At 49.2% G+C, this 23,763-nt stretch carries 13 protein-coding genes; all 13 read left to right on the forward strand.

Annotated elements, in window-relative coordinates; translation table 11 throughout:
* Window positions 1–241 precede the first annotated feature (241 nt).
* The 13 genes from BMZ54_RS26475 (at window position 242) to BMZ54_RS26535 (ending at window position 23,663) form a co-directional block, all read left to right on the forward strand.
* Window positions 242–1,696: an APC family permease gene (locus tag BMZ54_RS26475; RefSeq protein WP_089919187.1), complete on the forward strand. Its 1,455-nt coding sequence runs from the start codon at window positions 242–244 to the stop codon at window positions 1,694–1,696.
* Window positions 1,697–2,001: 305 nt separating this feature from the next.
* On the forward strand, window positions 2,002–3,006 hold the full coding sequence (locus BMZ54_RS26480) for a 4-hydroxyproline epimerase (protein WP_089919189.1): 1,005 nt from the start codon (window positions 2,002–2,004) through the stop codon (window positions 3,004–3,006).
* 9 nt (window positions 3,007–3,015) lie between these two features.
* Window positions 3,016–4,266 (forward strand): NAD(P)/FAD-dependent oxidoreductase, encoded by a 1,251-nt coding sequence (locus BMZ54_RS26485; protein WP_089919191.1) that lies wholly within the window; start codon window positions 3,016–3,018, stop codon window positions 4,264–4,266.
* Between the two features lie 16 nt (window positions 4,267–4,282).
* Window positions 4,283–6,034, forward strand: a complete 1,752-nt coding sequence (locus BMZ54_RS26490; RefSeq protein ID WP_238386700.1) for a DUF885 family protein — start codon at window positions 4,283–4,285, stop codon at window positions 6,032–6,034.
* Between the two features lie 55 nt (window positions 6,035–6,089).
* Window positions 6,090–8,456, forward strand: a complete 2,367-nt coding sequence (locus BMZ54_RS26495; RefSeq protein ID WP_089919193.1) for a glycoside hydrolase family 127 protein — start codon at window positions 6,090–6,092, stop codon at window positions 8,454–8,456.
* Between the two features lie 188 nt (window positions 8,457–8,644).
* A complete protein-coding gene (locus tag BMZ54_RS26500) occupies window positions 8,645–9,271 on the forward strand; it encodes an RNA polymerase sigma-70 factor (RefSeq protein ID WP_089919195.1) in 627 nt (208 codons plus the stop codon).
* A 191-nt stretch (window positions 9,272–9,462) separates the two neighbouring features.
* Window positions 9,463–10,440: a FecR family protein gene (locus BMZ54_RS26505; RefSeq protein WP_089919197.1), complete on the forward strand. Its 978-nt coding sequence runs from the start codon at window positions 9,463–9,465 to the stop codon at window positions 10,438–10,440.
* Between the two features lie 269 nt (window positions 10,441–10,709).
* Window positions 10,710–14,312 (forward strand): SusC/RagA family TonB-linked outer membrane protein, encoded by a 3,603-nt coding sequence (locus BMZ54_RS26510; protein WP_089919199.1) that lies wholly within the window; start codon window positions 10,710–10,712, stop codon window positions 14,310–14,312.
* Window positions 14,313–14,344: 32 nt separating this feature from the next.
* The gene (locus tag BMZ54_RS26515; RefSeq protein ID WP_089919201.1) at window positions 14,345–15,958 is read left to right on the forward strand and encodes a SusD/RagB family nutrient-binding outer membrane lipoprotein; all 1,614 of its coding nucleotides are present in this window, start codon (window positions 14,345–14,347) and stop codon (window positions 15,956–15,958) included.
* A gap of 34 nt (window positions 15,959–15,992) precedes the next feature.
* Window positions 15,993–16,619 carry a hypothetical protein gene (locus BMZ54_RS26520; protein ID WP_089919203.1) on the forward strand — a complete coding sequence of 209 codons (627 nt, stop codon included), beginning with the start codon at window positions 15,993–15,995 and terminating at the stop codon, window positions 16,617–16,619.
* A gap of 41 nt (window positions 16,620–16,660) precedes the next feature.
* Complete coding sequence (locus BMZ54_RS26525; protein ID WP_089919517.1) at window positions 16,661–17,950, forward strand: M20/M25/M40 family metallo-hydrolase; 1,290 nt, start codon at window positions 16,661–16,663, stop codon at window positions 17,948–17,950.
* Window positions 17,951–18,014: 64 nt separating this feature from the next.
* Window positions 18,015–20,771, forward strand: coding sequence for a M14 family metallopeptidase (locus BMZ54_RS26530; RefSeq protein ID WP_089919206.1), 2,757 nt, complete (start codon window positions 18,015–18,017; stop codon window positions 20,769–20,771).
* Between the two features lie 102 nt (window positions 20,772–20,873).
* Window positions 20,874–23,663, forward strand: a complete 2,790-nt coding sequence (locus tag BMZ54_RS26535; RefSeq protein WP_089919207.1) for a M14 family metallopeptidase — start codon at window positions 20,874–20,876, stop codon at window positions 23,661–23,663.
* Window positions 23,664–23,763: the final 100 nt, after the last annotated feature.

Raw genomic sequence — 23,763 nt, forward strand, 5'->3', positions numbered from 1 at the left:
GACCATGGTCGATAGTCCATAGCCTACTGCGTAATGCATGTATATCATGGAAAGCTGAGAATTGCGTGCCGTTGACATAACACGCAGTAACTGTTATATCGCACAAGGCAATGGACTATGGACCATCGGCCATGGACCATTGTCCGTAGACTGTTACAACGCCTGCCGGTTTATGTAATATCAACCATCATGGAGTAGGCCATGGACTATGGACCATCGACCATGGACAAAATACACACCCATGTCAACAGATCAACCAACATCTTTTAAGCGCTCTTTCGGGCTGCTGGACGCTACCATGATCGTAGCCGGGTCTATGATCGGTTCCGGTATCTTCATTGTAAGCGCTGATATTGTACGCAACGTAAGCTCCGCAGGCTGGCTTACCATCGTGTGGGTGCTGGCTGGTGTGTTAACCCTTACGGCCGCGCTGAGCTATGGAGAGCTAAGCGCTATGTTTCCCAAGGCAGGCGGACAGTATGTATATCTCAAAGAAGCCTTTAACCCGCTGGTAGGCTTCCTGTATGGGTGGAGCTTTTTCACCGTTATACAAACCGGCACCATTGCCGCCGTGGGTGTGGCTTTTGCCAAATTTGCCGCATATATCTTTCCTACCTTAAGCGAGAAAAATGTGCTGGCCGACCTGGGTTTTATGCAGGTCACCGCGGCGCAGCTTACCTCCATTTTACTGATCGTATTACTCACGTATGTGAATACACGCGGTGTAAAAGAAGGTAAGATCATTCAAACTACGTTTACGCTCACCAAAATAGCCGCCTTGTTCGGCCTTATTATTTTCGGTTTTTTGCTGGCTGCCCGTAAAGAAGTGTGGGATGCTAACTGGCAAACCGGTTTCGCCCTGCAAAAGCTTACGCCCGAGGGGCTGCTGCCTTACACCGGTTTAGCGGTAATGGGGGCTATTGCAGGCAGTATGGTGGGTACCTTGTTCAGCAGTGATTCCTGGCATAACGTAACCTTCATAGCAGCAGAGATCAAACGCCCGGAAAAGAATATTGGCCTTAGCCTGTTCCTGGGCACACTGGTGGTAACCGTTATTTACGTGTCTACCAACATGATGTTCCTGGGGGTAATGCCTTTACATGAAGTGGCTTTTGCAGAAAGCGACCGGGTAGGGGTGGCGGCTTCCGTACACATTTTTGGCAGTATGGGAACGTATATTATTGCCGCGCTTATCATGGTATCTACCTTTGGTTGTAACAACGGGCTGATACTGGCTGGCGCACGGGTATACTATACCATGGCCAATGATGGCCTGTTCTTTAAACAGCTGGCCACCTTAAATAAGAATGCAGTGCCTTCCAAAGCCCTGTGGCTGCAATGTTTGTGGGCCTCCCTGCTGTGTTTAAGCGGTAAATACGGGCAGCTGCTGGATTATGTGATCTTTGTGGTGCTGATCTTTTACATCCTGACCATTATCGGTATTTTCCGCCTGCGCCGCAAGCGGCCGGATCTGCACCGCCCTTACAAAGCCTTTGGTTACCCGGTATTACCCTTGTTTTATGTGGTGGCTGCTACCATTATTTGCCTGTCGCTGCTGGCGTATAAACCTATGTATACCTGGCCCGGACTGGGTTTGGTGCTGCTGGGTATACCCGTATATTACGGCGTATGGGGTAAAAAAGCGGCGGCTGCACCGGTACAAAAACAGGAACCGGTAACCAGCGAATTACCATAAATTAACCGGTAGCTGCCCTCATTTTAATCTGATCCAGGCAGGATACCCATGATTTTATGTTAATTTTTGCAAACCTTTGATCAATACTCGCAACTTTGTACTCAGGGCTTCTGAATATTTTTGGGAATGAGGGTAGCGGCGTAAACCGGAAACCACATACTTCAGGGATAACTAAAGGTTTCTGAACATTTAATAATGATGTAGTGGCATATTAAACAAACCGCACTCACATTTAAAAATAAAGCTGGAAGCTCCGTTATACTAATTTGTAATTCGTAATTGATAATTCGTAATTGACTTCATCCTTGGCTAAGAAAACATTTTTTTGCATTGATGCGCATACCTGCGGTAATCCCGTTCGGCTGGTAGCCGGCGGCGGACCGGTATTGGAAGGCAACAACATGAGTGAGAAGCGTAATCATTTTTTACGTGAATATGACTGGATCCGTAAAGGGCTGATGTTTGAGCCCCGCGGGCATGATATGATGAGCGGCAGCATTTTATATCCGCCGCATGATCCGGCTAATGATGTAGCAGTGCTGTTCATAGAAACCAGCGGTTGCCTGCCCATGTGTGGCCACGGTACCATTGGCACTATTACCATTGCTATTGAGGAAGGGCTCATTACGCCCAAAACGCCCGGCGTAGTGCGTATGGAAGCGCCGGCAGGGTTGGTGACCGTTACTTATAAACAGGAAGGCAATAAGGTAAAAAGCGTAAAGCTCACCAATGTGCCGTCTTACCTGGCGGCAACGGACCTGGAAGTGGAATGCCCTGACCTGGGCCTGCTGAAGGTAGATGTATCCTACGGCGGCAACTACTACGCCATTGTAGATGCGCAGGAGAATTTCTCCGGACTGGAAAACTATTCCTCCGCACAGCTCATTACCTGGGCGCGCGAAATGCGGAAACGCATTAACGAAAAATATACGTTCGTACACCCGGACAATCCGCATATCAACGGCTGCTCCCATGTATTATGGACCGGCGCGGTGTTAGACCCAACTTCCACCGCCCGTAATGCCGTGTTCTATGGCGATAAAGCCATAGACCGCTCACCCTGCGGCACCGGCACCTCTGCCCGTATGGCGCAGTGGTACGCTAAAGGCAAGCTTAAAAAAGGCGATGAGTTTATTCATGAAAGTATTATCGGCTCTAAATTCATTGGCCGTATAGAAGAGGAAACCAATATCGGAGGCGTACCGGCTATCCGCCCCAGTATTGAAGGCTGGGCCAGGATCTACGGCTACAACACCATTACAATTGACCCGGAAGATGATCCGTATGCATACGGATTACAGGTAATATAGCAGAACAATATGTCTAAGGAAGTTATCATCATTGGCGGCGGAATTATTGGCCTTAGCAGCGCATTCTATTTGCAGGATGCTGGATATAAGGTCACTGTATTGGATACTACGGATATGCAGCAGGGCTGCTCCTACGGCAATGCAGGGTATGTATGCCCCAGCCATTTTGTACCGTTGGCCACACCTGGTATTATAAAACAGGGATTAAAATGGATGCTGAATGCTAAAAGTCCATTTTATGTGCAGCCGCGTTTAAGCGGGGAGCTGATCTCCTGGGGATTGAAGTTCATGAAAAGCGCTACCAAAGAGCATGTGGAGCGGTCGGCCATTCCCCTGCGGGATATTGCTTTGCTCAGCAAACAGCTGTATGAAAGCTGGGCGCAGCTGCCGGGTATGGATTTCGCCTATGAGCCCAAAGGCATGTTAGAGCTGTTTAAAACAGCAGAAAATGCGCACCATGCGGAACATACTTTAAAAGACGCTTTAGCCTTAGGGTTAGATACCCGCCTGTTAAATAAAGCAGAGCTGCAGGCCATGGAGCCTGGTGCGGATATAGATGCAATAGGCGCACTGTATTTTGCCGGCGATGCGCAGCTGTATCCCAATAAGCTTATGCAATGTTTGCTGAACTGGTTGCAGCAAAAAGGCGTGCGGCTGATAGGCAGCCAGGAAGTAACGGGTTTTATTACAGAAGGCAGGGTGCTGAAGGGCGTGAAAACAGCTAACCAGCAATACCCCGCAGATCATGTGGTGCTGGCAGCCGGTGTGTGGAGCAGCGCAGTGGCCAAACAGCTGAACCTGCGCTTACCCATGGTAGGCGGGCGCGGATATTCCGTAACGTATGAAGATGCGCCTTATAAAGTGCATCACTCCATTATATTAAGCGAGGCCCGGGTAGCCATTTCACCCATGGACGGGAACAAGATCCGCTTTGGCGGCACCATGGAAATTACCGGGGTAAATGCTCCGCCGCGTATGCAAAGGGTGCAGGGCATCCTGGAATCCGTAAAGCGCTATTTCCCGGCGTATGATATTCCTATGCCTGCGGCAGATAAGGTATGGTATGGCTATCGCCCCTGCAGTGCAGATGGCTTGCCCTACATTGGTAACGTACAACAGTATACGAATTTAACCATTGCCACCGGGCACTCCATGTTGGGCATCAGCCTGGGCGCAGGTACCGGTAAGCTGGTAAGTGAGCTGGTGCAGGGCATACCTGCTTCTATGGATATAACACCTTTCCACCCGCAACGGGGATAAGTAAACCACATATAACATGATGGGCAAAAAGGCAGCAACCAGGATCGTATGGGTATTGACGGCATTGGCAGCCGCTAACTCAATAGCGCATGCACAACAGCAGGCGCCTGTAGCATTATACCAGCAAACCAGCGAGATCAATAACCTCATGGTAACGTATAATGCGGACAAAGGCAGCATCAGCCGTTTTTATTTTGTAGGTAACTCGCCGGAACGCAGGCAGCAGCTGCAAAAGCTGAATAATCAATACCTGCAGCAGCTGGACCAGGTTGATTTTAATGCCCTGCCTACCGGTAGCCGGGTAGATTATATCCTGTTCAAAAAAGACCTGCAGGCACAGCTGCATAGCTTACAGGAAGAAGAAACGCAATACAATCAGTTAAAAGAATGGTTTCCTTTTGCCGATAAGCTTTACGCAGTGGAAAAGCTGCGCCGGCGGGGCACAGAGCAAAATGCGCAACAGCTGGCCGCAGACTTTCACAGCATGTCGGTAGATGTATTGAAGAAAGCTAAAGCGCTGCGGGAAGAAAAGAATGTTGATATCTACCACATTCTCAGAGCGCAGGGTATTGTAAAAGGCTTAAAAGATGCGCTGCACAGCGTACACCAGTTCTACAACAGCTATGATCCGCAATACACCTGGTGGATGGCCAAACCTTATGCCGACCTGGATACCGCTTTAAGCACCTATGCCATTGCCTGGAAAGCGCAGGAAAAAGTTGCTCCCGGCGCTAAGGATGATGGCAGCGGTATTATCGGCTATCCCATTGGCCGTGATGAGCTGATCCGCCAGCTGCAGGATGAGCTGATCCCTTACACCCCGGAAGAGCTGATACAAATAGCCAACAAGGAATTTGCCTGGTGTGATGCCGAAATGCTGAAAGCCTCCCGGGAAATGGGTTTTGGCGACGATTGGAAAAAGGCGCTGGAAAAAGTAAAGAACACCTATGTGCCTGCCGGCAAACAACCGGAGGCGATCATGAAGCTATACAATGAATCCGTTGCCTTCCTGAAACAGAAAGAGCTGGTAACCATTCCGCTCCTGGCAGAAGAAAGCTGGCGCATGATCATGATGACGCCGGAGCGGCAATTGGTGAATCCCTTCTTTACCGGCGGGGAAGTGTTAAGCATCTCTTACCCAACGGATGATATGAGCGAGGAAGATAAGCTGATGAGCATGCGTGGTAATAACCCGCATTTCTCCCGTGCTACCGTGCATCATGAGCTGATAGCAGGCCACCACCTGCAGATGTATATGAACCGCCGTTACAAAGCCTACCGGGATTTTGATACGCCGTTCTGGATAGAAGGCTGGTCGCTGTACTGGGAAATGTTGTTGTGGGATCAGCAGTTCCCGCAATCCCCGGAAGATCGTGTGGGCATGCTGTTCTGGCGTATGCACCGCTGCGCGCGCATTATCTTCTCCCTTAATTTTCACCTGGGCAAATGGACGCCCCAGCAGTGTATAGATTTCCTGGTGGATAGGGTAGGACATGAGCGGGCCAATGCAGCCGGCGAAGTACGCCGCTCTTTTGTAGCAGGCCTGGGCTACAGCCCTTTATACCAGCTGGCTTACATGATCGGCGGCCTGCAGTTCTATGCACTGAAAAAGGAATTGGTGGATAGTGGTAAAATGACATACAAACAATATCATGACGCGGTGCTGCATGAAAATGAAATGCCGGTGGAAATGTTACGCGCCATTCTTACCAATCAAACTATCAGTAAAGATTTCAAAACTAACTGGCGGTTCTATCAATTGAAATAAATGGCTTATTCCACGTCATTGTAACAAGCATTGCAGCTTCCTAAACTATTTTACAATGAAGAAATTACTCTTTTCCATCCTGCTGTTACACACAAGTTATAACGCCCTGCTGGCACAGTCTTACGTACCGGAGCGGCAGGAGAAGATAATGAAGGTAGCCGCTAAGGTGCCGGTACATGCTTACAGCTTTAACCTGAAAGATGTACAGATCCTGGACGGGCCTTTTAAAAAGGCGCAGGATGCGGATGTTGCTTACCTCTCGTTATTAGAGCCGGACCGTTTGCTGGCCGATTTCCGGGAGCATTCCGGTCTGAAGGCAAAAGCTAAACGTTATGGCGGCTGGGAATCATCCGGCCTGGCAGGGCATTCACTGGGCCATTACCTCTCTGCCTGCGCTATGCATTATGCGGCCAGTGGCGATAAGCGTTTCCTGGATAAAGTGAATTACATGGTAAGCGAGCTGGCAGAATGCCAGCAGCACCGCAAAACAGGTTATATAGGCGCTATTCCCAGCGAGGATAGCATCTGGCAATTAGTATCGGAAGGGCATATCCGTTCCCGTGGGTTTGATCTCAACGGCGGCTGGTCGCCCTGGTATACTGTGCACAAGATCATGGCGGGTTTACTGGATGCTTATATCTATTGTAATAACCAGCAGGCATTGGATGTAGAAAAAGGTATGGCCGACTGGACGGAGAAAATAGTAGGTCACTTACCGGATTCCCTGGTGCAGAAAATGCTGCTGTGTGAATACGGCGGCATGAACGAAGCGCTGGTGAACACCTACGCCCTTACCGGTGAAAAGAAATACCTGGACCTTTCCTACAGGTTCCACGACCGCCGTGTGCTGGATTCACTGGCCCTTCAGCAGGATGTGCTGCCCGGTAAACATTCCAATACGCAAATACCCAAGGTAATTGGCTGCATACGCCGATATGAGCTAACGGGCGCTGATAAGGACAGCATTATCGGGCGTTTCTTCTGGAACACGGTTACACAGCACCACTCCTATGCACCGGGTGGTAACAGTAACTATGAGTACCTGGGCCCTCCGGACCAGCTAAACGATTATCTCACAGAAAACACCATGGAAACCTGTAATACGTATAACATGCTGAAACTAACCCGGCATTTGTTTGCGTTGCAGCCCGCAGCTAACCTGATGGATTTTTACGAACGCGCATTATACAATCACATCCTTTCTTCCCAGAACCACGAAAGCGGTATGATGTGTTACTTTGTGCCGCTGCGTATGGGCACCCGTAAGGAGTTCAGCGATTCGTTCCACACCTTTACCTGCTGCGTGGGTTCCGGTATGGAAAACCATGTGAAGTATGGTGAGAGCATTTATTTTGAAGGCACAGATGGCAGCCTGTATGTGAACCTGTTCATTGCATCGCGCCTGAACTGGCAGCAGAAAGGCATTACGCTGGAACAGCAAACAAAGCTGCCTGCCGGTGATAAAGTAGCCTTTACCGTTACCGCTAAAAAGCCCGTTGCATTTGCTTTACGCATCCGCAAGCCGCGCTGGGTGCAGGAGGGTATGCAGCTCACGGTAAATGGTAAACCGCAGGCCATTACCCCCGGTGAGGATGGTTACATTACCATTAACCGTACCTGGAAAACCGGTGATAAAGTAGCGCTAACCTTACCCATGGATGTGTATACCGAAGCAATGCCCGATAACCCGGGCCGTGTAGCCCTGTTCTACGGCCCTGTAGTACTGGCCGGACAGTTAGGTAATAAAGAGCCGGATCCTGTAACAGGCATACCGGTATTGGTGACCGCTGAAAAAGATGCCAACAAATGGCTGCGTACAGATGATCCGCAATCCCTGGTATTCCATACCAGCAACATAGGCCAGCCGGCAGATGTGACACTGGTGCCGTTCAACACCATTCAGAATGAATACTATAGCGTGTACTGGGATGCCTTTACCCCGGATGGCTGGAAATCGCAACAGGCTAAATATGAAGCAGAAAAGAAGAAACAGCAGGAAATAGAATCCCGCACGGTAGATGCGCTGCGCATTGCGGAAATGCAGCCGGAGCGTGATCATAATTTCACTACCAGCGATAAAACCACTACCGGCGAAGAGCATGGTAAAAAATGGAGGGCCGTGTGGGACGACGGGTACATGCAGTTTACTATGAAGGTGAACCCGGAAAAGGAAAACAGCCTGCAGTGTACTTACTGGGGTATGGATAACCGTTACTGCAAGTTTGATATATTAATAGATGGTGTGCAGGTAGGTACGGATGATCTGAATAAATATAAGGCCAGCAAGTTTTATGATGTGGTGTATCCTATTCCGGTGGAGCTTACCAAAGGCAAACAAACCGTTACGGTAAAGCTGCAGGCCCGGAAAGATAATCACGTAGGCCCGGTGTATGGCACTGTAAGAATGATGCAACAACCATAGTAATACAGCAGTTACGCAAAAAGCCAGGTAACCATATGTTGCCTGGCTTTTGCATTTACCGGATACTCATCCGGGTGTACAGGGGATTTTTTTTGTAATATTATGATACACCCACATGCAATGAATGTGCTATTTTTTTAAATAGATGTCCATAATTTAGGATATTGTTATGATTTTTTAGTTCTTTTTTGTTTATTTATATCCATAAATGGGCGGAAAGGGCAAAAATATTGAACATTATTAATAAATATAATTCGTTTGATGATGCAGCCATGACTGCACGGCTAAAGGAGGGAGATAAAACCGCCTATGAAGCCATCTACAACGAATACTGGCCCAGGCTTTTTTCGTATATCTATAACCGTTTAAAGTCTAAAGAAGCAGCAGAAGAGATCATCCAGGAAGTATTTTTTTCGCTTTGGATGAAACGCGCTACACTCGATCTCACCCATTCATTATCCGCTTATTTATTCACCGCTGTTAAATACCAGCTCTTTAATTATTTAAAGTCAGACCAGGTGCGCAGGAAATATGCCAGCCAGGCCTCTGTACCGCTGGCCGATAATTCCAACGAAGAAAATATGGCCGCCAATGACCTGAAGAATACCATGGAAAAAGAAATTTCCAGGCTGCCGGAAAAGTGCCAGCAGGTATTCCGCATGAGCCGCCAGGAACATCTCTCCATCAATGACATTGCAAGCACGCTTAACATTTCCCACAAAACGGTAGAGAACCATCTCACCAAAGCATTGCGCCAGTTAAGAATGGTGCTGGGGCATTACTTCTGCTTCCTGTTGATCATCTCCTCTTTTTAATGCGTTGCATATATTCTGTTTTTATCTATTGCATATAAGTATGCTGCTGTGTACCCGTTTAGTAAATGGCGTACTTTCATAAATAATTTTAATTTTTTTTGGGAGATGAGTAGGTGTTTGCATCCGCTCAGTGTACATATATATAGAACACACCCATACAGCCATTGTAAATTTCAAGTTCCGGGAAACTGATGAATAACAAAGAATTGAAAACATTGATCGATAAATACCTGAAAGGCGCCCTGAGTGCGGAAGAAACTGTTCAGCTGGAACAGTGGCTGGATGCAATGGCAGATGAGCAGGCATTTGAAGCATTGCCGGAAGCGGAAAAAGAAGCTGCACGTACACAGGGGTATGAGCGGCTGCTGGCGCGCATTGACAAAACATCACAGCCCGCCGTGGTACGCCGCCTTTTCACCAGCGCGCGTAGTGTAAGGATCGCAGCATCTGTAGCCTGTCTTATTATTGCAGGTTTCCTGTTTAAAAATAGCTTGCTGAACGTAATAGCCCCGCACCGCCTTACGGCAATGACGAGTACTGCGGGGAAAATAAAGAAACACATATTGTCTGATGGATCAATAGTTTGGTTAAAGGGTAACAGCAAGCTTGTTTTTCCCGTTACATTCGGCAGCGGCAGCCGCACCGTAACCCTACAGGGCGAGGCATTATTTGAAGTAGCAAAAGATGCTGCACACCCTTTCCGGATCCATTGCGGTACGCTTACCACCACGGTGCTGGGCACCAGCTTTAACATACGCAGCACCGGCACAGAAACGCAGGTAGCAGTGCTTACCGGTAAAATATCATTAAGCGCGCCGCAGTCAGAAAAGATCATCCTGCTCCCTAACCAGCAGGCCACTTACTCTGAGCCGGCAGCCGCCATAGCAAAGGACCAGAATAACAGTACATCCGTTCATGAGCTCACAAAAGGAACAGAATACGACATGGCATTTAATGATGTGCGTATGGCAGATGTAGTACCGCGGATAGAGAAAAAATTTGATGTAGAAATAGACCTGCAGGATGCAGGCATCCGGAATAATCTGATAACAGCCGACTTTACAGATCAGTCACTAAAAAGTACGATGGAGATGATCAGCCAGGCGCTCAACCTGGAATTTGAGATCAAAGGAAGAGCTATTTTGCTAAAGCTAAAAAAAGAGTCATGAACCTTATCAACCAAAATCACACTTTAAAATTCAGCCTATGACCAGGGTAAAAGCCACTCACAACATTACACATGCAGCTACCGGTGAACAGCAGCACAGGTAAGTAAATCACTACCTGTAGCCAGGTAAAATCTATTGGAAGTATTGCTTCAGGAAAGGGAAGCATAAGCTCAGCTTTTGTCAAAATGAAGCTATTGGGAAGCCGCGTGTCAGCGCGGAAGGGAATTCCTTTGTCTTAATCAACCAGAAATCTCACAAAGAAAAGGGCTATGCACAAACATTTAAAGACAAATACCTGTCTGACCAAACGCATGAAAAGAACGTCGTTGAACCTGATGATAGGTATGTTATTGTCCGGTATCACCTATGCAAATGCAGTGTATTCACAAGGTATTCTCAGCAAAAAGATCTCACTGCAGGCAGATGATATGAGCCTGAAGCTGGTGCTCAACCAGATCCGCAGCAAAGCAGCAGTAAAATTCGTTTACAGCTCCAGCCAGATAGCGCTGGACAGAAAAGTAACTGCAAAAGCAGATGAAGAAGAATTGGGCAAAGTACTGAACCGGGTACTGGGGAAGGATATTGGCTATGTTGTGAGCAATGAAGGGTTCATCATCTTAAAAGATAATCACGACGGGGCTTCCGTAAAACATTTTGCCGCCAATGATATGGCAGCTTTGCGCCCCGCGGCAGATACCATTATTAAAGGCAAGATCCTGGGGGAAACCGGCGAGCCATTTCCCGGCGCCACCATCGTGGAAAAGGGCAGCAGCAATGGCGTGGCCTCCGGCGTGGATGGCAGCTTTACCCTTAAAGTAAAACAGGGCGCTACGCTGGTGATCTCCGCTATTGGTTATAGCGTAACAGAGATACCTGCCTCCGCATCAGAAACCATCAAGCTGCAATCCGCTGTAAAACAGCTGCACGATATTGTTGTAACAGCAGCCGGTATTGCCCGCCAGAAAACAAGTTTGGGCTATTCCGTAAGCACCGTTACTTCAGAAAAGCTGGCGCAGAAATCAGAGCCCGATCCTATCCGCGCATTAACCGGTAAGGTAGCAGGGGTGAACATTCAATCATCCGGTGGGGTGGCCGGTGGTGGTACCAATATTACTATCCGCGGTAACTCCTCGCTCAATGGCAACAACCAGCCTTTGTTTGTAGTGGATGGGGTGCCTTTCGATAACTCCAGCTTTGCCAATGTGGGCGGCGCTTCTGTGGGTGGGGTAGGCGTAACCAACCGCGCTTTTGACCTCGACCCTAATAACATCCAAAGCATGACGGTGCTGAAAGGTGCAGCAGCAGCGGCTTTGTACGGCTCCCGTGCAGCCAACGGCGCCATCATCATCACCACCAAAGCCGGTAAAAAGAAATCAAGAAAAGGGTTAGAGATCACATACAATACCTCTTACTCGGTGGAGCAGGTAGCCGGCCTGCCGGAGTACCAGACCAGGTACGGGCAGGGCACCAATAACGACTACCGTCATGGGGTATACGCTTCCTGGGGCCAGCCTTTTCCCGGAGTGAAAAGCATGCTGCCTACGCGCACTACCATTCCGCACCAGCTTACCCGCCAGTTCAGCTCTGCCGTGTTTCCGGAAATTTATGAGGCAGATGGCGTAACACCCAAACAGGTGCCTTATAAGTCCTATGCAGACCAGAACGTGAAGAATTTCTTCCGGGATGGCAGTGTATATGAAAATGCCATCACCATCTCATCCGGCAGTGAAAAGGGCAACTTTAACGCAGGTTTTTCACATACCATGAATAACGGTATTGTACCGAATAATGAAATTAACCGTACTTCCATGAACGTGGGCGGTAATATCCGGTTAGATAACAAATTCTATGCAAGCGGTTCCATCAACTATGTGATCACCCGGCAGAAAACGCCGCCGGTGGGCGGTCTTACGGGGTCTATCATGTCTACATTAATGTATGTGCCCACCAGCTACGACCTTACTAATTATCCTTACGAAAATCCAATCGATGGCAGTAACGTGTACGACTATACCGGGGTGGATAATCCCTACTGGTCGGTAAAGCACAGCCTTTCCACCAGTGCGGTAGACCGGTATTATGGTAACCTGGTATTAGGCTTTGATCCGCTGCCCTGGTTAAATGTGCAGAACACCATTGGCTTTAATGCTTATACTGATCGCAGGATCAGCACACGCGGTAAAGGATCTTCATCTTATCCCAACGGCAGCATTACATCAGACAATATTTACCGGCAGGAGCTGGATAACACGCTGCTGTTAACCGTTACCCGCCCGCTTAGCGCTGATCTGTCGTTACGCGCCATAGTAGGTAACAACGTAAACCAGCGCTTAACAGACCGTAAGGCATTTTACGGCGATAACATTATTGTAGCGGACCTGATAGATATGAATAACACCAGCTCCATTACGCCCATCCAGCTAAACAATAACCGCAACATCCTTAAACAGCGTTACTACGCCTTCTTTACGGACATTACGCTGGACTATAAGAACTTTGCTTCCTTAAACCTGGTAGGCCGTAACGACGTATCCTCCACGCTGCCGGCCAACAACCGCAGCTACTTTTACGGCGGTGTAAATGGATCGCTGGTGTTTACGGAAGCCTTTCATATGGATAAAGAGATCCTGAATTTTGGTAAGGTAAGGGCCGGTTATACCCGTGTAGGTAACGAGGCATCCCCTTATCAAACGCAGAGCTTTTACCAGATAAATCCTATACTGGGAGCATCTACCACGCCGGCCAATGTGGGCTTACCATTTACGCCCGCTGGCGGCGCGGTATACAATGTGGTAACGCAGGCCAATCTGCTTACCAATGCTAACCTGAAACCGGAGTTCATTACAGAGCTTGAATTAGGTACAGAATTGCAGTTCTTCAATAACCGTATAGGCATTGACTTTACTTACTATAATAAAAGAAGCACTTCCCAGATCTTTGAGGTAACCGCAGCGCCATCCTCCGGTTATACCACGCAGATCCTGAACCTGGGCGAGGCCACCAATAAAGGAATAGAAGTAGGGTTAAACCTGTCGCCCATACAAACCAGCGGGGGTTTTAACTGGGATATAGGGGCCAACTTTACCCGCAACCGCAACATCATTAAAGACCTGGGCGGGTATGAGCGCTTCAGCTATGGCGGCACCAATGGTACCAGCAGCGTGCACATTGTAGGCCAGCCCTATGGCTTAATACAAGGTACCGGTTATGCGCGGGATTCGGATGGTGATATCCTCATTGATCCAAACACCGGTAAGCCGTTACAGTCAGGCGCTTTGCTGCCTATCGGCAATCCCAATCCTGATTTTATTTTAGGCATCACCAATACCTTCCGTTATAAGAACCTTTCGCTGAATGTATTGTTCGACTGGAAGCAGGGTGGCCAGATCTACTCCAACACCATTGGGCAAATGATGTCGCGCGGGGTAACCAGGGATACGGAAGACCGTGAGTTCCAGATTGTATCGCCCGGGGTGCTGGGAGATATTAATACCCTCACCGCGTTACATGACGCAACCGGGAAAAAGATCCCGAACAATGTAGCCATGTCTTACGAAGATCATTTCTTCAGTGGCGGTATGGGCCCCGGTGGTGTGAATGAAGGCTCCATCTTTGATGCTACGGTATTCCGCCTGCGTGAGGTATCGCTGGCATATGATCTGCCAAAAAGCCTGCTGGGCAGAACGCCTTTTGGTTCCGCCTCCATTTCCTTAACCGGCCGTAACCTGTGGTACAACGCACCCAACTTCCCGAAGTATTCCAACTTCGATCCTGAAGTAAGCTCACTGGGTGTAGGAAACTCACAGGGGTATGATAACCTGGCAGTGCCCACCACAAGGCGTTTTGGCGTGAACCTGAGATGTTCTTTCTGATTTGGGGATATTGATCAATTAATCTGATTATGATGACGACAATTAAAAACATAGCATATACATTATTACTGGCCGGTATTATACCGGTAGCAGGCGGGTGTAATAAGTTTGTGGATATTAATACCGATCCCAATAATCCAACCACCGCGGAGCTGTCGTTGCTGCTGCCTTCTACAGAAGTATCCATGGCAGCTAACATGTACCAGCTGAATAGCGGCACCTCCACCTTTATGCAGCACATGGTATCCTCTGCTGCTTTAAGCCGCTACCAGCAGGCCGGCAATAGCTTTGATGATTCGTGGAACGGCTTTTACAGCCAAACGCTGAACGACCTGGAAACCATCATCAAAACCGGTACGGAAGAAGAGCAGTGGGGCTATGTAGCCATTGCCAAGCTGGAAAAAGCATACCTGGTAAGCCTGATGGTGGATATGTGGGGCGATATACCTTATTCGGAAACGCAGCAGGGGCAGGAGAATGTAAGCCCTGCCTTTGAAAAGGGAGCGGAGATCTATCCCAAGCTGCTGGTAATGATAGACGAAGCCATTGCAGATGCCGGGAAGGTAACCGCCAACAGCCTGGTACCATCTACCTCCGATATGATCTATGGCGGTCTTAAAACCTCCTGGATCAGCATGGCCAATTCGCTGAAGCTAAAGCTGCATAACCAGCTACGGCTGGTAGATCCTGCAGCATCTGCCGCAGCCATTAAAGCGCTTATAGCAGATCCGTCTACCCTCATAGGCGGTACCTCCAACTCTAACGGTGCGGATTACACGTTTAAGTTCGGTCCTAACCAGAACCCGAATAACCGGCATCCCTGGCACCGTTCAGAATACCAGGGCAGCAAGAACTTTTATATGTGCCAGGCGCTGATAGACCTATTGTTTGATAATGATGATCCCCGTTTGCGTTACTACGTTATCCGCCAGAATGCAACAGCAGGTTTGAACAACTCTACTAACAGTAACGGTTACTACGGCCGTAACCCGGGCGATGGTACGGCGGCGCCTGCGGATCTGAACCGCCGCTCAACCTTTGGTATTTACCCGGCCGGTGGTTTGTATGATAATGCACCCATTAATAACCTGCCCGTCACTAACCTGTTCCTCACCAATACGGGCGCTACCGGTACCTTAAAGGTGGTAACGGTAACAGACGGCACCGGCGCAGGTATTATTCCCTACATCACCAATGCCATGGTAAAGTTCATTCGTGCTGAGGCAGCGCTCACCTTAAATACCGGTGATGATGCGCGGCAGGCCTTCCGGGATGGTATTACCGCCCACCTGGCCAGTGTAAGCGCCTATGCATCCTCCAACGGGGGCGCTATTATACCGCCTGCCAGCATTAGCAGCTTTGCAGATGCGCTGTTAGCTAAATATGATGCAGCAGATAATGCCGGTAAGCTGGCCCTGGTAATGACACAGAAATACATAGCAGATTATGGCAACGGTATGGAAGCGTATAACGACTATCGCAGAACCGCCTTACCCGTATTACGCACGCCACTGTCGCCATTGAACACCTTCCCGCTGCGGCTGTACTATTCCGAAACGGAGCTAACCGCCAACACCAGCCTGGGAGGCAATACCAGCCAGTTGCAGATAGCGCAGCAAACTACGCCTGTGTTCTGGGATAAATAGTATTAAAAATTTACGGTCATTAAATTATAATCAGATGAAGCGTTTAGTAGTAATAGTTATCCTGTTAATAGGTGCATGGAGCGTGAATTCCTGTAAAAAGGCGCATTATGAATGGGAGGATTATCAATATACCGCCGTACCCATTGTAATAATAGATACCACTAAAACGGCATTGCCTACACGCCAGGCTGGTAAGGTGGCCTTCTTTAATTTGAAAGATGATAACCTGGCCAATGAGCAGTTTGCCTTTACCCTTAACTGGGAAGGGTTTGGTAAGGCCACGGTAACCTCTATAGAAGTATATGCCAGCTATAACAAGGCAGAGTCCAGCGTGCCGGCATACCCGCTGGTAATATCATCGCCCGGTAACCAGTACACCAATATTGCCCAGTTTCCGCTGCCCAGCATTGTAGGTACCAATGATCATTTGTATGAAACGGTGACCACTTTTCCAAAATCATACTCCTTCACTGCCGCAGAGTTAGCAGCCATGAACCAGGTAAGTTTAAGCAATGTGAAGGTAAATGACTATTTCCTTTTTAAATTTATACTGAACCTGGGCGACGGCCGCAGGATCGTAACTTTCTTTAACAACATTTGTGACGAAGCAAGGGGAGAACCCGGTGATTGCCGTGTTGGTGTAAGGTTTAAGAATCTTTAATAATGCTTCAGGGCTCTTTAAAAAGAAATGAAAATAATTATATGCGGAAATTAGTAAAGGAAACCTTATTGGCAGCCGTGCTGCTGCAAGCCGGTGCAGCGCTATATGCCCAGGATAAACAGTACACAACAGAAATAAAAGCGCTGGCAGATAAGCCGGCCGTTAAAAAAGCATTCCAGTCTATCATTGATATGGAGCCGCAAACGCTCAGCGATCACCTGATGCTAACAGAAATTGCAGCGCCGCCTTTTAAGGAAATGAAACGCGCAGAAAAGTATGCAGCCATGATGAAGGCCGCTGGCGCGGATTCTGTGTGGATTGATAATGTAGGCAATGTGCTGGCCAAACGCAAAGGTAAGAACGGCAAAAAGGTAGTAGTGCTGGAAGGCCACCTGGATACGGTTTTCCCGGAAGGAACAGATGTAACGGTAAAGCATAGGGGCGACACACTGGCCGCCCCGGGTATTATAGACGATACCCGCGCGCTGGCCATGGTGCTTACGGTGTTAAAAGCCATGGAAAAGAATAGTATTGAAACAGAGGCAGATGTGCTGTTCTGCGGTGTGGTAGGGGAAGAGGGGCAGGGTGATCTGCGGGGCGTAAAGAACCTATTCAGCGATAAAGGCCCCGGTAAAATAGATGCCTACATTGCCATTGACGGCTGGGATACGGAAAGCATTACGCACCGCGGATTAGGCTCCCATCGTTATAATATCATGTTCAAAGGCCCGGGCGGCCATTCCTCCGGCGCTTTTGGCCTGGCTAATCCGCACAATGCATTAGGCCGCGCCATTCATTACTGGGCCGTAGCAGCCGACAGCTTAACCCGGCAGCCGGGCGAAAGGCTTACCTATAATGTAGGCGTAATAGGCGGCGGTACTTCTGTAAACTCTATTCCTTTTGAATCGTGGATGGAAGTGGATATGCGCTCAGAAAGCCCGGAGCGTGTAGCCGCTGCCGATAAGCTGCTGCAGGAGGCAGTGCAGCGGGGTTTGCTGGAAGAGAACCAGATGAAACGCGCCGGCGCAGATCTGACTGTAGATGTAAAGCTGATAGGCGACCGCCCCTCCGGCGGCTTAGACAGTAACCTGGCCGTTATACAACGCGCAAAGGCAGCCATTGCATTCATTGGCGGATCACCTAAATTACGCGTAGGCTCTACCAATTCCAATATCCCCATTTCCAAAGGCATACCGGCCATTACCATGGGTAGCGGCGGTAAGGGCGGTAACGCACATGCCCTGCAGGAGTGGTGGATCAATGATAATGGTTACCTGGCCATACAGCGTACCCTGTTGGTATTGCTGGCAGAAGCAGGCATAGCAAAATAAAATAACGCCGCTAAAATACCACGTCAAAAACACACTGCTAACTTCACATTCATATTGCTGAATTATGAGAAACAAATTTTACTGCCTGTTAACCCTGCCATTGCTCAGCGCAGTCATGGCATGGGGGCAAACTGTTCCCTCACCAAAGGAACACTTTGGGTTTAACATCGGCGATGACTACAAACTGGCTAACTACACGCAAACAGCAGCCTACTTTAAAAAGCTGGCCGCTTCTGACCGCACGCAGCTGGTGGATATCGGAATGACGGAAGAAGGCCGCCACCAGTACATGCTCATCGTATCCTCCCCGGAGAATATTAAGAACCTGAAACGTTATAAAGAGCTTTCTCAACAACTGGCGCATGCAAAAGGGCTTACGGACGAGCAAGCACGTAGCCTGGCCGCTGAAGGCAAATCCGTAATATGGATCGACGGCGGCCTGCATGCTACAGAAGTAGTAGGCGCGCACCAGTTAATTGAAACCATGTACCAGCTGGTAACCCGTACGGATGCGGAAACCATGAACATCCTGAACAACGACATCATTCTGCTTACCCATGCCAACCCGGACGGGCAGGAGCTGGTATCTGACTGGTATATGCGCGAAGCGGATCCTAAAAAACGCGCCAGCAACATACCACGCCTGTACGAAAAATATGTGGGGCACGATAATAACCGTGACTTTTACATGATGAACATGAAGGAGAGCCAGAACATCAGCCGCCAGCTGTATGTGGAGTGGCTGCCGCAGATCATGTATAACCACCACCAGCGCGGACCCGCAGGCTCTGTGCTGGCAGGCCCCCCGTACCGCGATCCGTTCAACTATGTATTTGATCCGCTGATCGTAACCAGTATTGATGCCGTAGGCGCCGCCATGAACAACCGCCTGAATGTGGAAGGTAAGCCGGGTTACACCCAGCGCGCAGGCTCCCAGTTCTCAACCTGGTGGAATGGTGGTTTGCGTACTGCCCCTTACTTTCATAACATGATAGGCCTGCTCACAGAGATCATAGGTAATCCCACGCCGGAAACCGTACCGCTGGTGCCGGAGCGCCTGATCCCTAATGGTGCTACGCCTAACCCAATAGTGCCGCAGGTATGGCATTTCCGCCAGTCAATCGATTATTCTGTGTCGCTGAACTACGCCGTGCTTGATTATGCCGCCCGTTACAGAACAGAACTGCTGTATAATATTTATAAAATGGGCAGGAACTCCATTGACCGTGGCAGCCGCGATAACTGGACATTCTATCCGAAATACATAGACAGCATACAGGCTGTATCCAAAGCAGACAAGAAGAAAAAAGATACGGCAGCAGCTGCAGCAGAAGGAGAGGAGGGCGGCGAATTTTCCTTTGGCCGGGAAGATACCATTGCCAATAAGTACTACAGCATGATCTTAAAAGATCCTAAGCTGCGCGATGCACGGGCATATATTATACCTGCGGATCAGCCGGATTTTCCCACGGCTATACGTTTCCTGAATGCGCTGATCCTGTCCGGTATTGAAGTGCAAAAAGCACCGGCCGCTTTTACTGCAGGTGGTAAAAGCTATCCCGCTGGTTCTTATATCGTTAGAACAGACCAGGCTTTCCGTCCGCATGTAATTGATATGTTTGAACCGCAGGATCATCCGAATGATTTCCAGTATCCCGGTGGCCCGCCCATCCGGCCATATGATGCTGCCGGCTGGACCTTAGCTTTCCAGATGGGCATAAAATTCGATCGCATCCTGGATGCCGTGGACGGTCAGTTTCAGCAGGTGCCTTATGGCGAGCTGCAATCACCACCCAAACAATCCGTAGCCGCAGCCAAAGTGGGTTACCTGATAGATCCGCGCATTAACAATGCATTTATAGTAGTAAATGATCTGCTGAAAGCAGGTGTAAAAGTATACCGCATACCCGCAGGTGGCGCCTATTATATCCCGGTGGCTGCCAAAGCACAGGCTATACTGGAAAAAGATGCAGCGGATTTTGGTATAACCGTTACCGGTACTGATCAAAAACCAGCTGCGCTGACAGCCCTGTCGCCCATGAAGATCGCCATCTGGAATAACTACGGCGGTTCCATACCGGCCGGCTGGATGTTGTGGTTAATGGAGCAATATCATTTCTCTGCAGAATTTATTTATTCCAAAGCCATTGATGCCGGCGGCTTAAAGAAGAAGTATGATGTGATCATTTTCCCAACCGGCGCTATCCCGGATACGGGTAAGCCTAAACGCGCACCCCGCATGGGCGGTAATGAAAGCAAACCACCTAAGCCGGAAGATCTGCCTGCGCAGTACCGTGGCTGGTTAGGCAAGATCAATGCAGATACCTCCATACCGCAGTTAAAAAAATTCCTGGAAGAAGGCGGAGAGATAGTAACCATTGGTACCAGCACCAACCTGGCCTATCACCTGAAGCTGCCGGTGCAAAGCGCATTAATGGAAAAGAACAGTAAAGGAGTGATGAAGCCATTAGCCGGTTCCAAATATTACATTCCGGGAAGCTTACTAACCGCTTCATTAGATACTACAGCTGTTGAAAACTATGGCATGCCAGCCAGCAATGATGTATACTTTGACCGTAGCCCGGTGTTTAAGCTCAGCGGCGAAGCAGGCGGTATTAAGAAACTGATGTGGTTCCCTACTGATAAGCCGCTGCACAGCGGCTGGGCCTGGGGACAGCAATACCTGAAAGATGGCGTAGCTGCTTTTGTAGCGCCCGTAGGTAAAGGCAAGCTGTATGCCTTTGGGCCGGAGATCACTTTCCGCGGACAATCACACAGCACCTTTAAGCTACTATTTAACCAGCTATATAAACAAAATTAAGATTGAGGGGTTTGTCCATTTAAGGACCTGAAGGTTTTAATGCTGTACTCCGTCACCCTTTTAATGGCGAACCCTCAATTTTTTACACTCAAAATAAGGCGCATGAACTATAAATTCTTCACCTCCATTGCAATAGGACTATGCCTGGCCATACCGTCCTTTTCGCAAAACATTCCCTCACCAAAGGAGCACTTTGGCTTCAACATCGGGGATGATTACTACCTAGCCAACTACACACAAACCGCGGCATATTTTAAAAAGCTGGCCGCCGCAGACCCTGACCGTGTGAAGCTGGTAGATATTGGCATAACGGAAGAAGGCCGTAGCCAGTATATGCTGGTGATCTCCTCTGCAGAGAATATGAAAAAGCTGGCGCATTATAAAGAGATCTCGCAAAAGCTGGCCCGTGCAGAAGATGTGAGTATGGAGCAGGCAAAAGCCATGGCAGCAGAAGGTAAGGCCGTAGTGTGGATTGATGGCGGACTGCACGCCACAGAGGTAGTAGGCTCTCACCAGCTGATAGAAACCGCATACCAGGTATTAAGCCGTAAGGATGATGAAACCAAACGCATCCTGGACAATGTGATCATTCTGTTTACCCATGCCAACCCGGATGGCCAGGAGCTCGTAGCCAACTGGTATATGCGTAACAGTGATCCAAAGAAGCGCTCCACAGACCAGATACCACGCCTGTACGAAAAGTACATAGGTCACGATAACAACCGTGACTTTTACATGATGAACACAAAGGAAAGCACCAACATGGGCAAGCAGCTGTACATGGAATGGATGCCACAGATCATGTACAACCACCACCAGCGCGGGCCGGAAGGTTCTGTGTTGGCAGGCCCGCCGTACCGCGATCCCTTCAACTATTTCTTTGACCCTTTAATGATCACCGGTATCGATGCATTGGGCGCTGCCATGTATACCCGTTTGAATGCAGAAGATAAACCCGGCTTTACCCGTTTAACCGGTTCCAGCTTCTCCACCTGGTACAATGGCGGTTTGCGTACTACTTCACAGTACCATAACATGATCGGGCTGCTAACAGAGATCATTGGTAATCCCACACCGGAAAAAATACCGGTAGTGCCACAGCGCCTTATTCCTAACGGCGCCACACCTTTTCCTGTAAAACCGACAGACGACTGGCATTTCCGCCGCTCTATAGATTACTCTGTATCGCTGAACTACGCGGTGCTGGACTATGCCGCCCGCCAGCGCGATGAAGTATTGTTCAACATTTACAAGATGGGGAAGAACGCCATTGACCGCGGTAACCAGGATACCTGGACCTTATCGCCCAAGCGTTCCGAAGCCATTACAGCCGCTTACAAAGCAGATAAGGCCGGCGCCGACAGCACCGGTACCGGTGCAGATGAAAGCGATCCGTTCGGCTGGGGCAGGAGAGGCAGCAACATTGACATGAAGTATTATGATGCGGTATTAAAGAACCCGACCAACCGCGATCCCCGTGGTTATATTCTCTCCGCTGATCAGCCGGACTTTGCCACGGCAGTAAAGTTCCTGAATGCGCTGGTTAAGAATGGCATCAGCATACAAAAGGCAACAGCTGCATTTACTGTGGCAGGTAAGCAGTACCCTGCAGGTTCTTATGTAGTGCGCACCAACCAGGCTTTCCGTCCGCATGTGCTGGATATGTTCGAGCCGCAGGATCATCCGAATGATTTCCTGTATCCAGGCGGGCCCCCCATCCGTCCCTATGACGCCGCCGGCTGGACGCTGGCTTACCAGATGGGCGTGCAGTACGACCGCATCCTGGATGATTTCCAGGGCCCGTTTGAAAAGATCCCTTATGGTCAGCTGCAGGATGCACCCAAAGCAATGGTAACAGCTGCTTCCGCTGGCTACCTGTTAAGCGCACACGAAAACAATGCTTTTATTGCGGTGAATGATCTGCTGAAAGCAGGCGTAAAAGTATACCGCGTGCCCACTGCTACACCGGAAGCGCCACAGGGCTCTTTCTTTGTACCTGCCGGCGCTAAAGCTAAAACACTGCTGCAGCAATCTGCTGTAACATTAGGTGTGGAAGCCACGGGCGTAAAACAAAAGCCTGGTGGCCTGGTAGCTGTGAACCCCGCGCGTATAGCCCTGTGGGATACCTATGGCGGTTCCATACCATCCGGTTGGGTGCGTTGGATCTTAGAGCAATATCATTTCCCTTTTTCAGTAATTTATCCGAAAGACATAGACACCGGCAATCTTCGTAAACAATATGATGTGATCGTTTTTGTGACCCGTGCCATCCCGGCCCCTAAAGGCATGACGGAAGGCGGCCGTGGCGGCGGCTTCCAGTTCAAGGATCCTGTGCCGGAAGAAATTCCGGAGGAGTTCCGCCATAACCTGGGTAAGATCACTGTTGAAAAATCAGTACCTGAGCTGAAGAAGTTCCTGGAAGCAGGTGGCACCGTAGTAACCATTGGTACCAGCACTAACCTCGCTTATCATTTAGGCTTACCCGTGCACAATGCATTGGTAGAAACCACTAAAGAAGGCAAGGAACGTCCTTTGCCCGGCACAAAATATTTTGTACCGGGCAGCGTGCTGCAGGTAGCGGTAGACAGTACGCAAACAGCTGCCTGGGGTATGCCATCGCTCAGCGATATTAACTTTGATAACAGCCCGGTATTTAAGCTGGATGCCGGCGCAGCAGAAAAAGGCATTAAACCCATTGCCTGGTTTGCAACAGACAAACCGCTGCGCAGCGGCTGGGCCTGGGGACAGGCTTACCTGAAAGATGGAGTAGCGGCATTTGTAGCGCCGGTAGGCAGCGGCAAGCTGTATGCCTTTGGCCCGGAGATCACTTTCCGCGGGCAATCGCATGGAACGTTCAAGCTGTTGTTTAATGAGCTGTATGGCATGAAGTGAGAGAAGAAGACCATAGTTATAAGCGAGTGATGACCAGGGGCAAATATTTGCATGTTTGAAAAAATGTGCGGATGTTTGCCCCTCTTTTATTGATTGATGG

Source organism: Chitinophaga rupis (assembly GCF_900109685.1).
In the GTDB taxonomy this organism is placed as follows: Bacteria; Bacteroidota; Bacteroidia; order Chitinophagales; family Chitinophagaceae; genus Chitinophaga; species Chitinophaga rupis.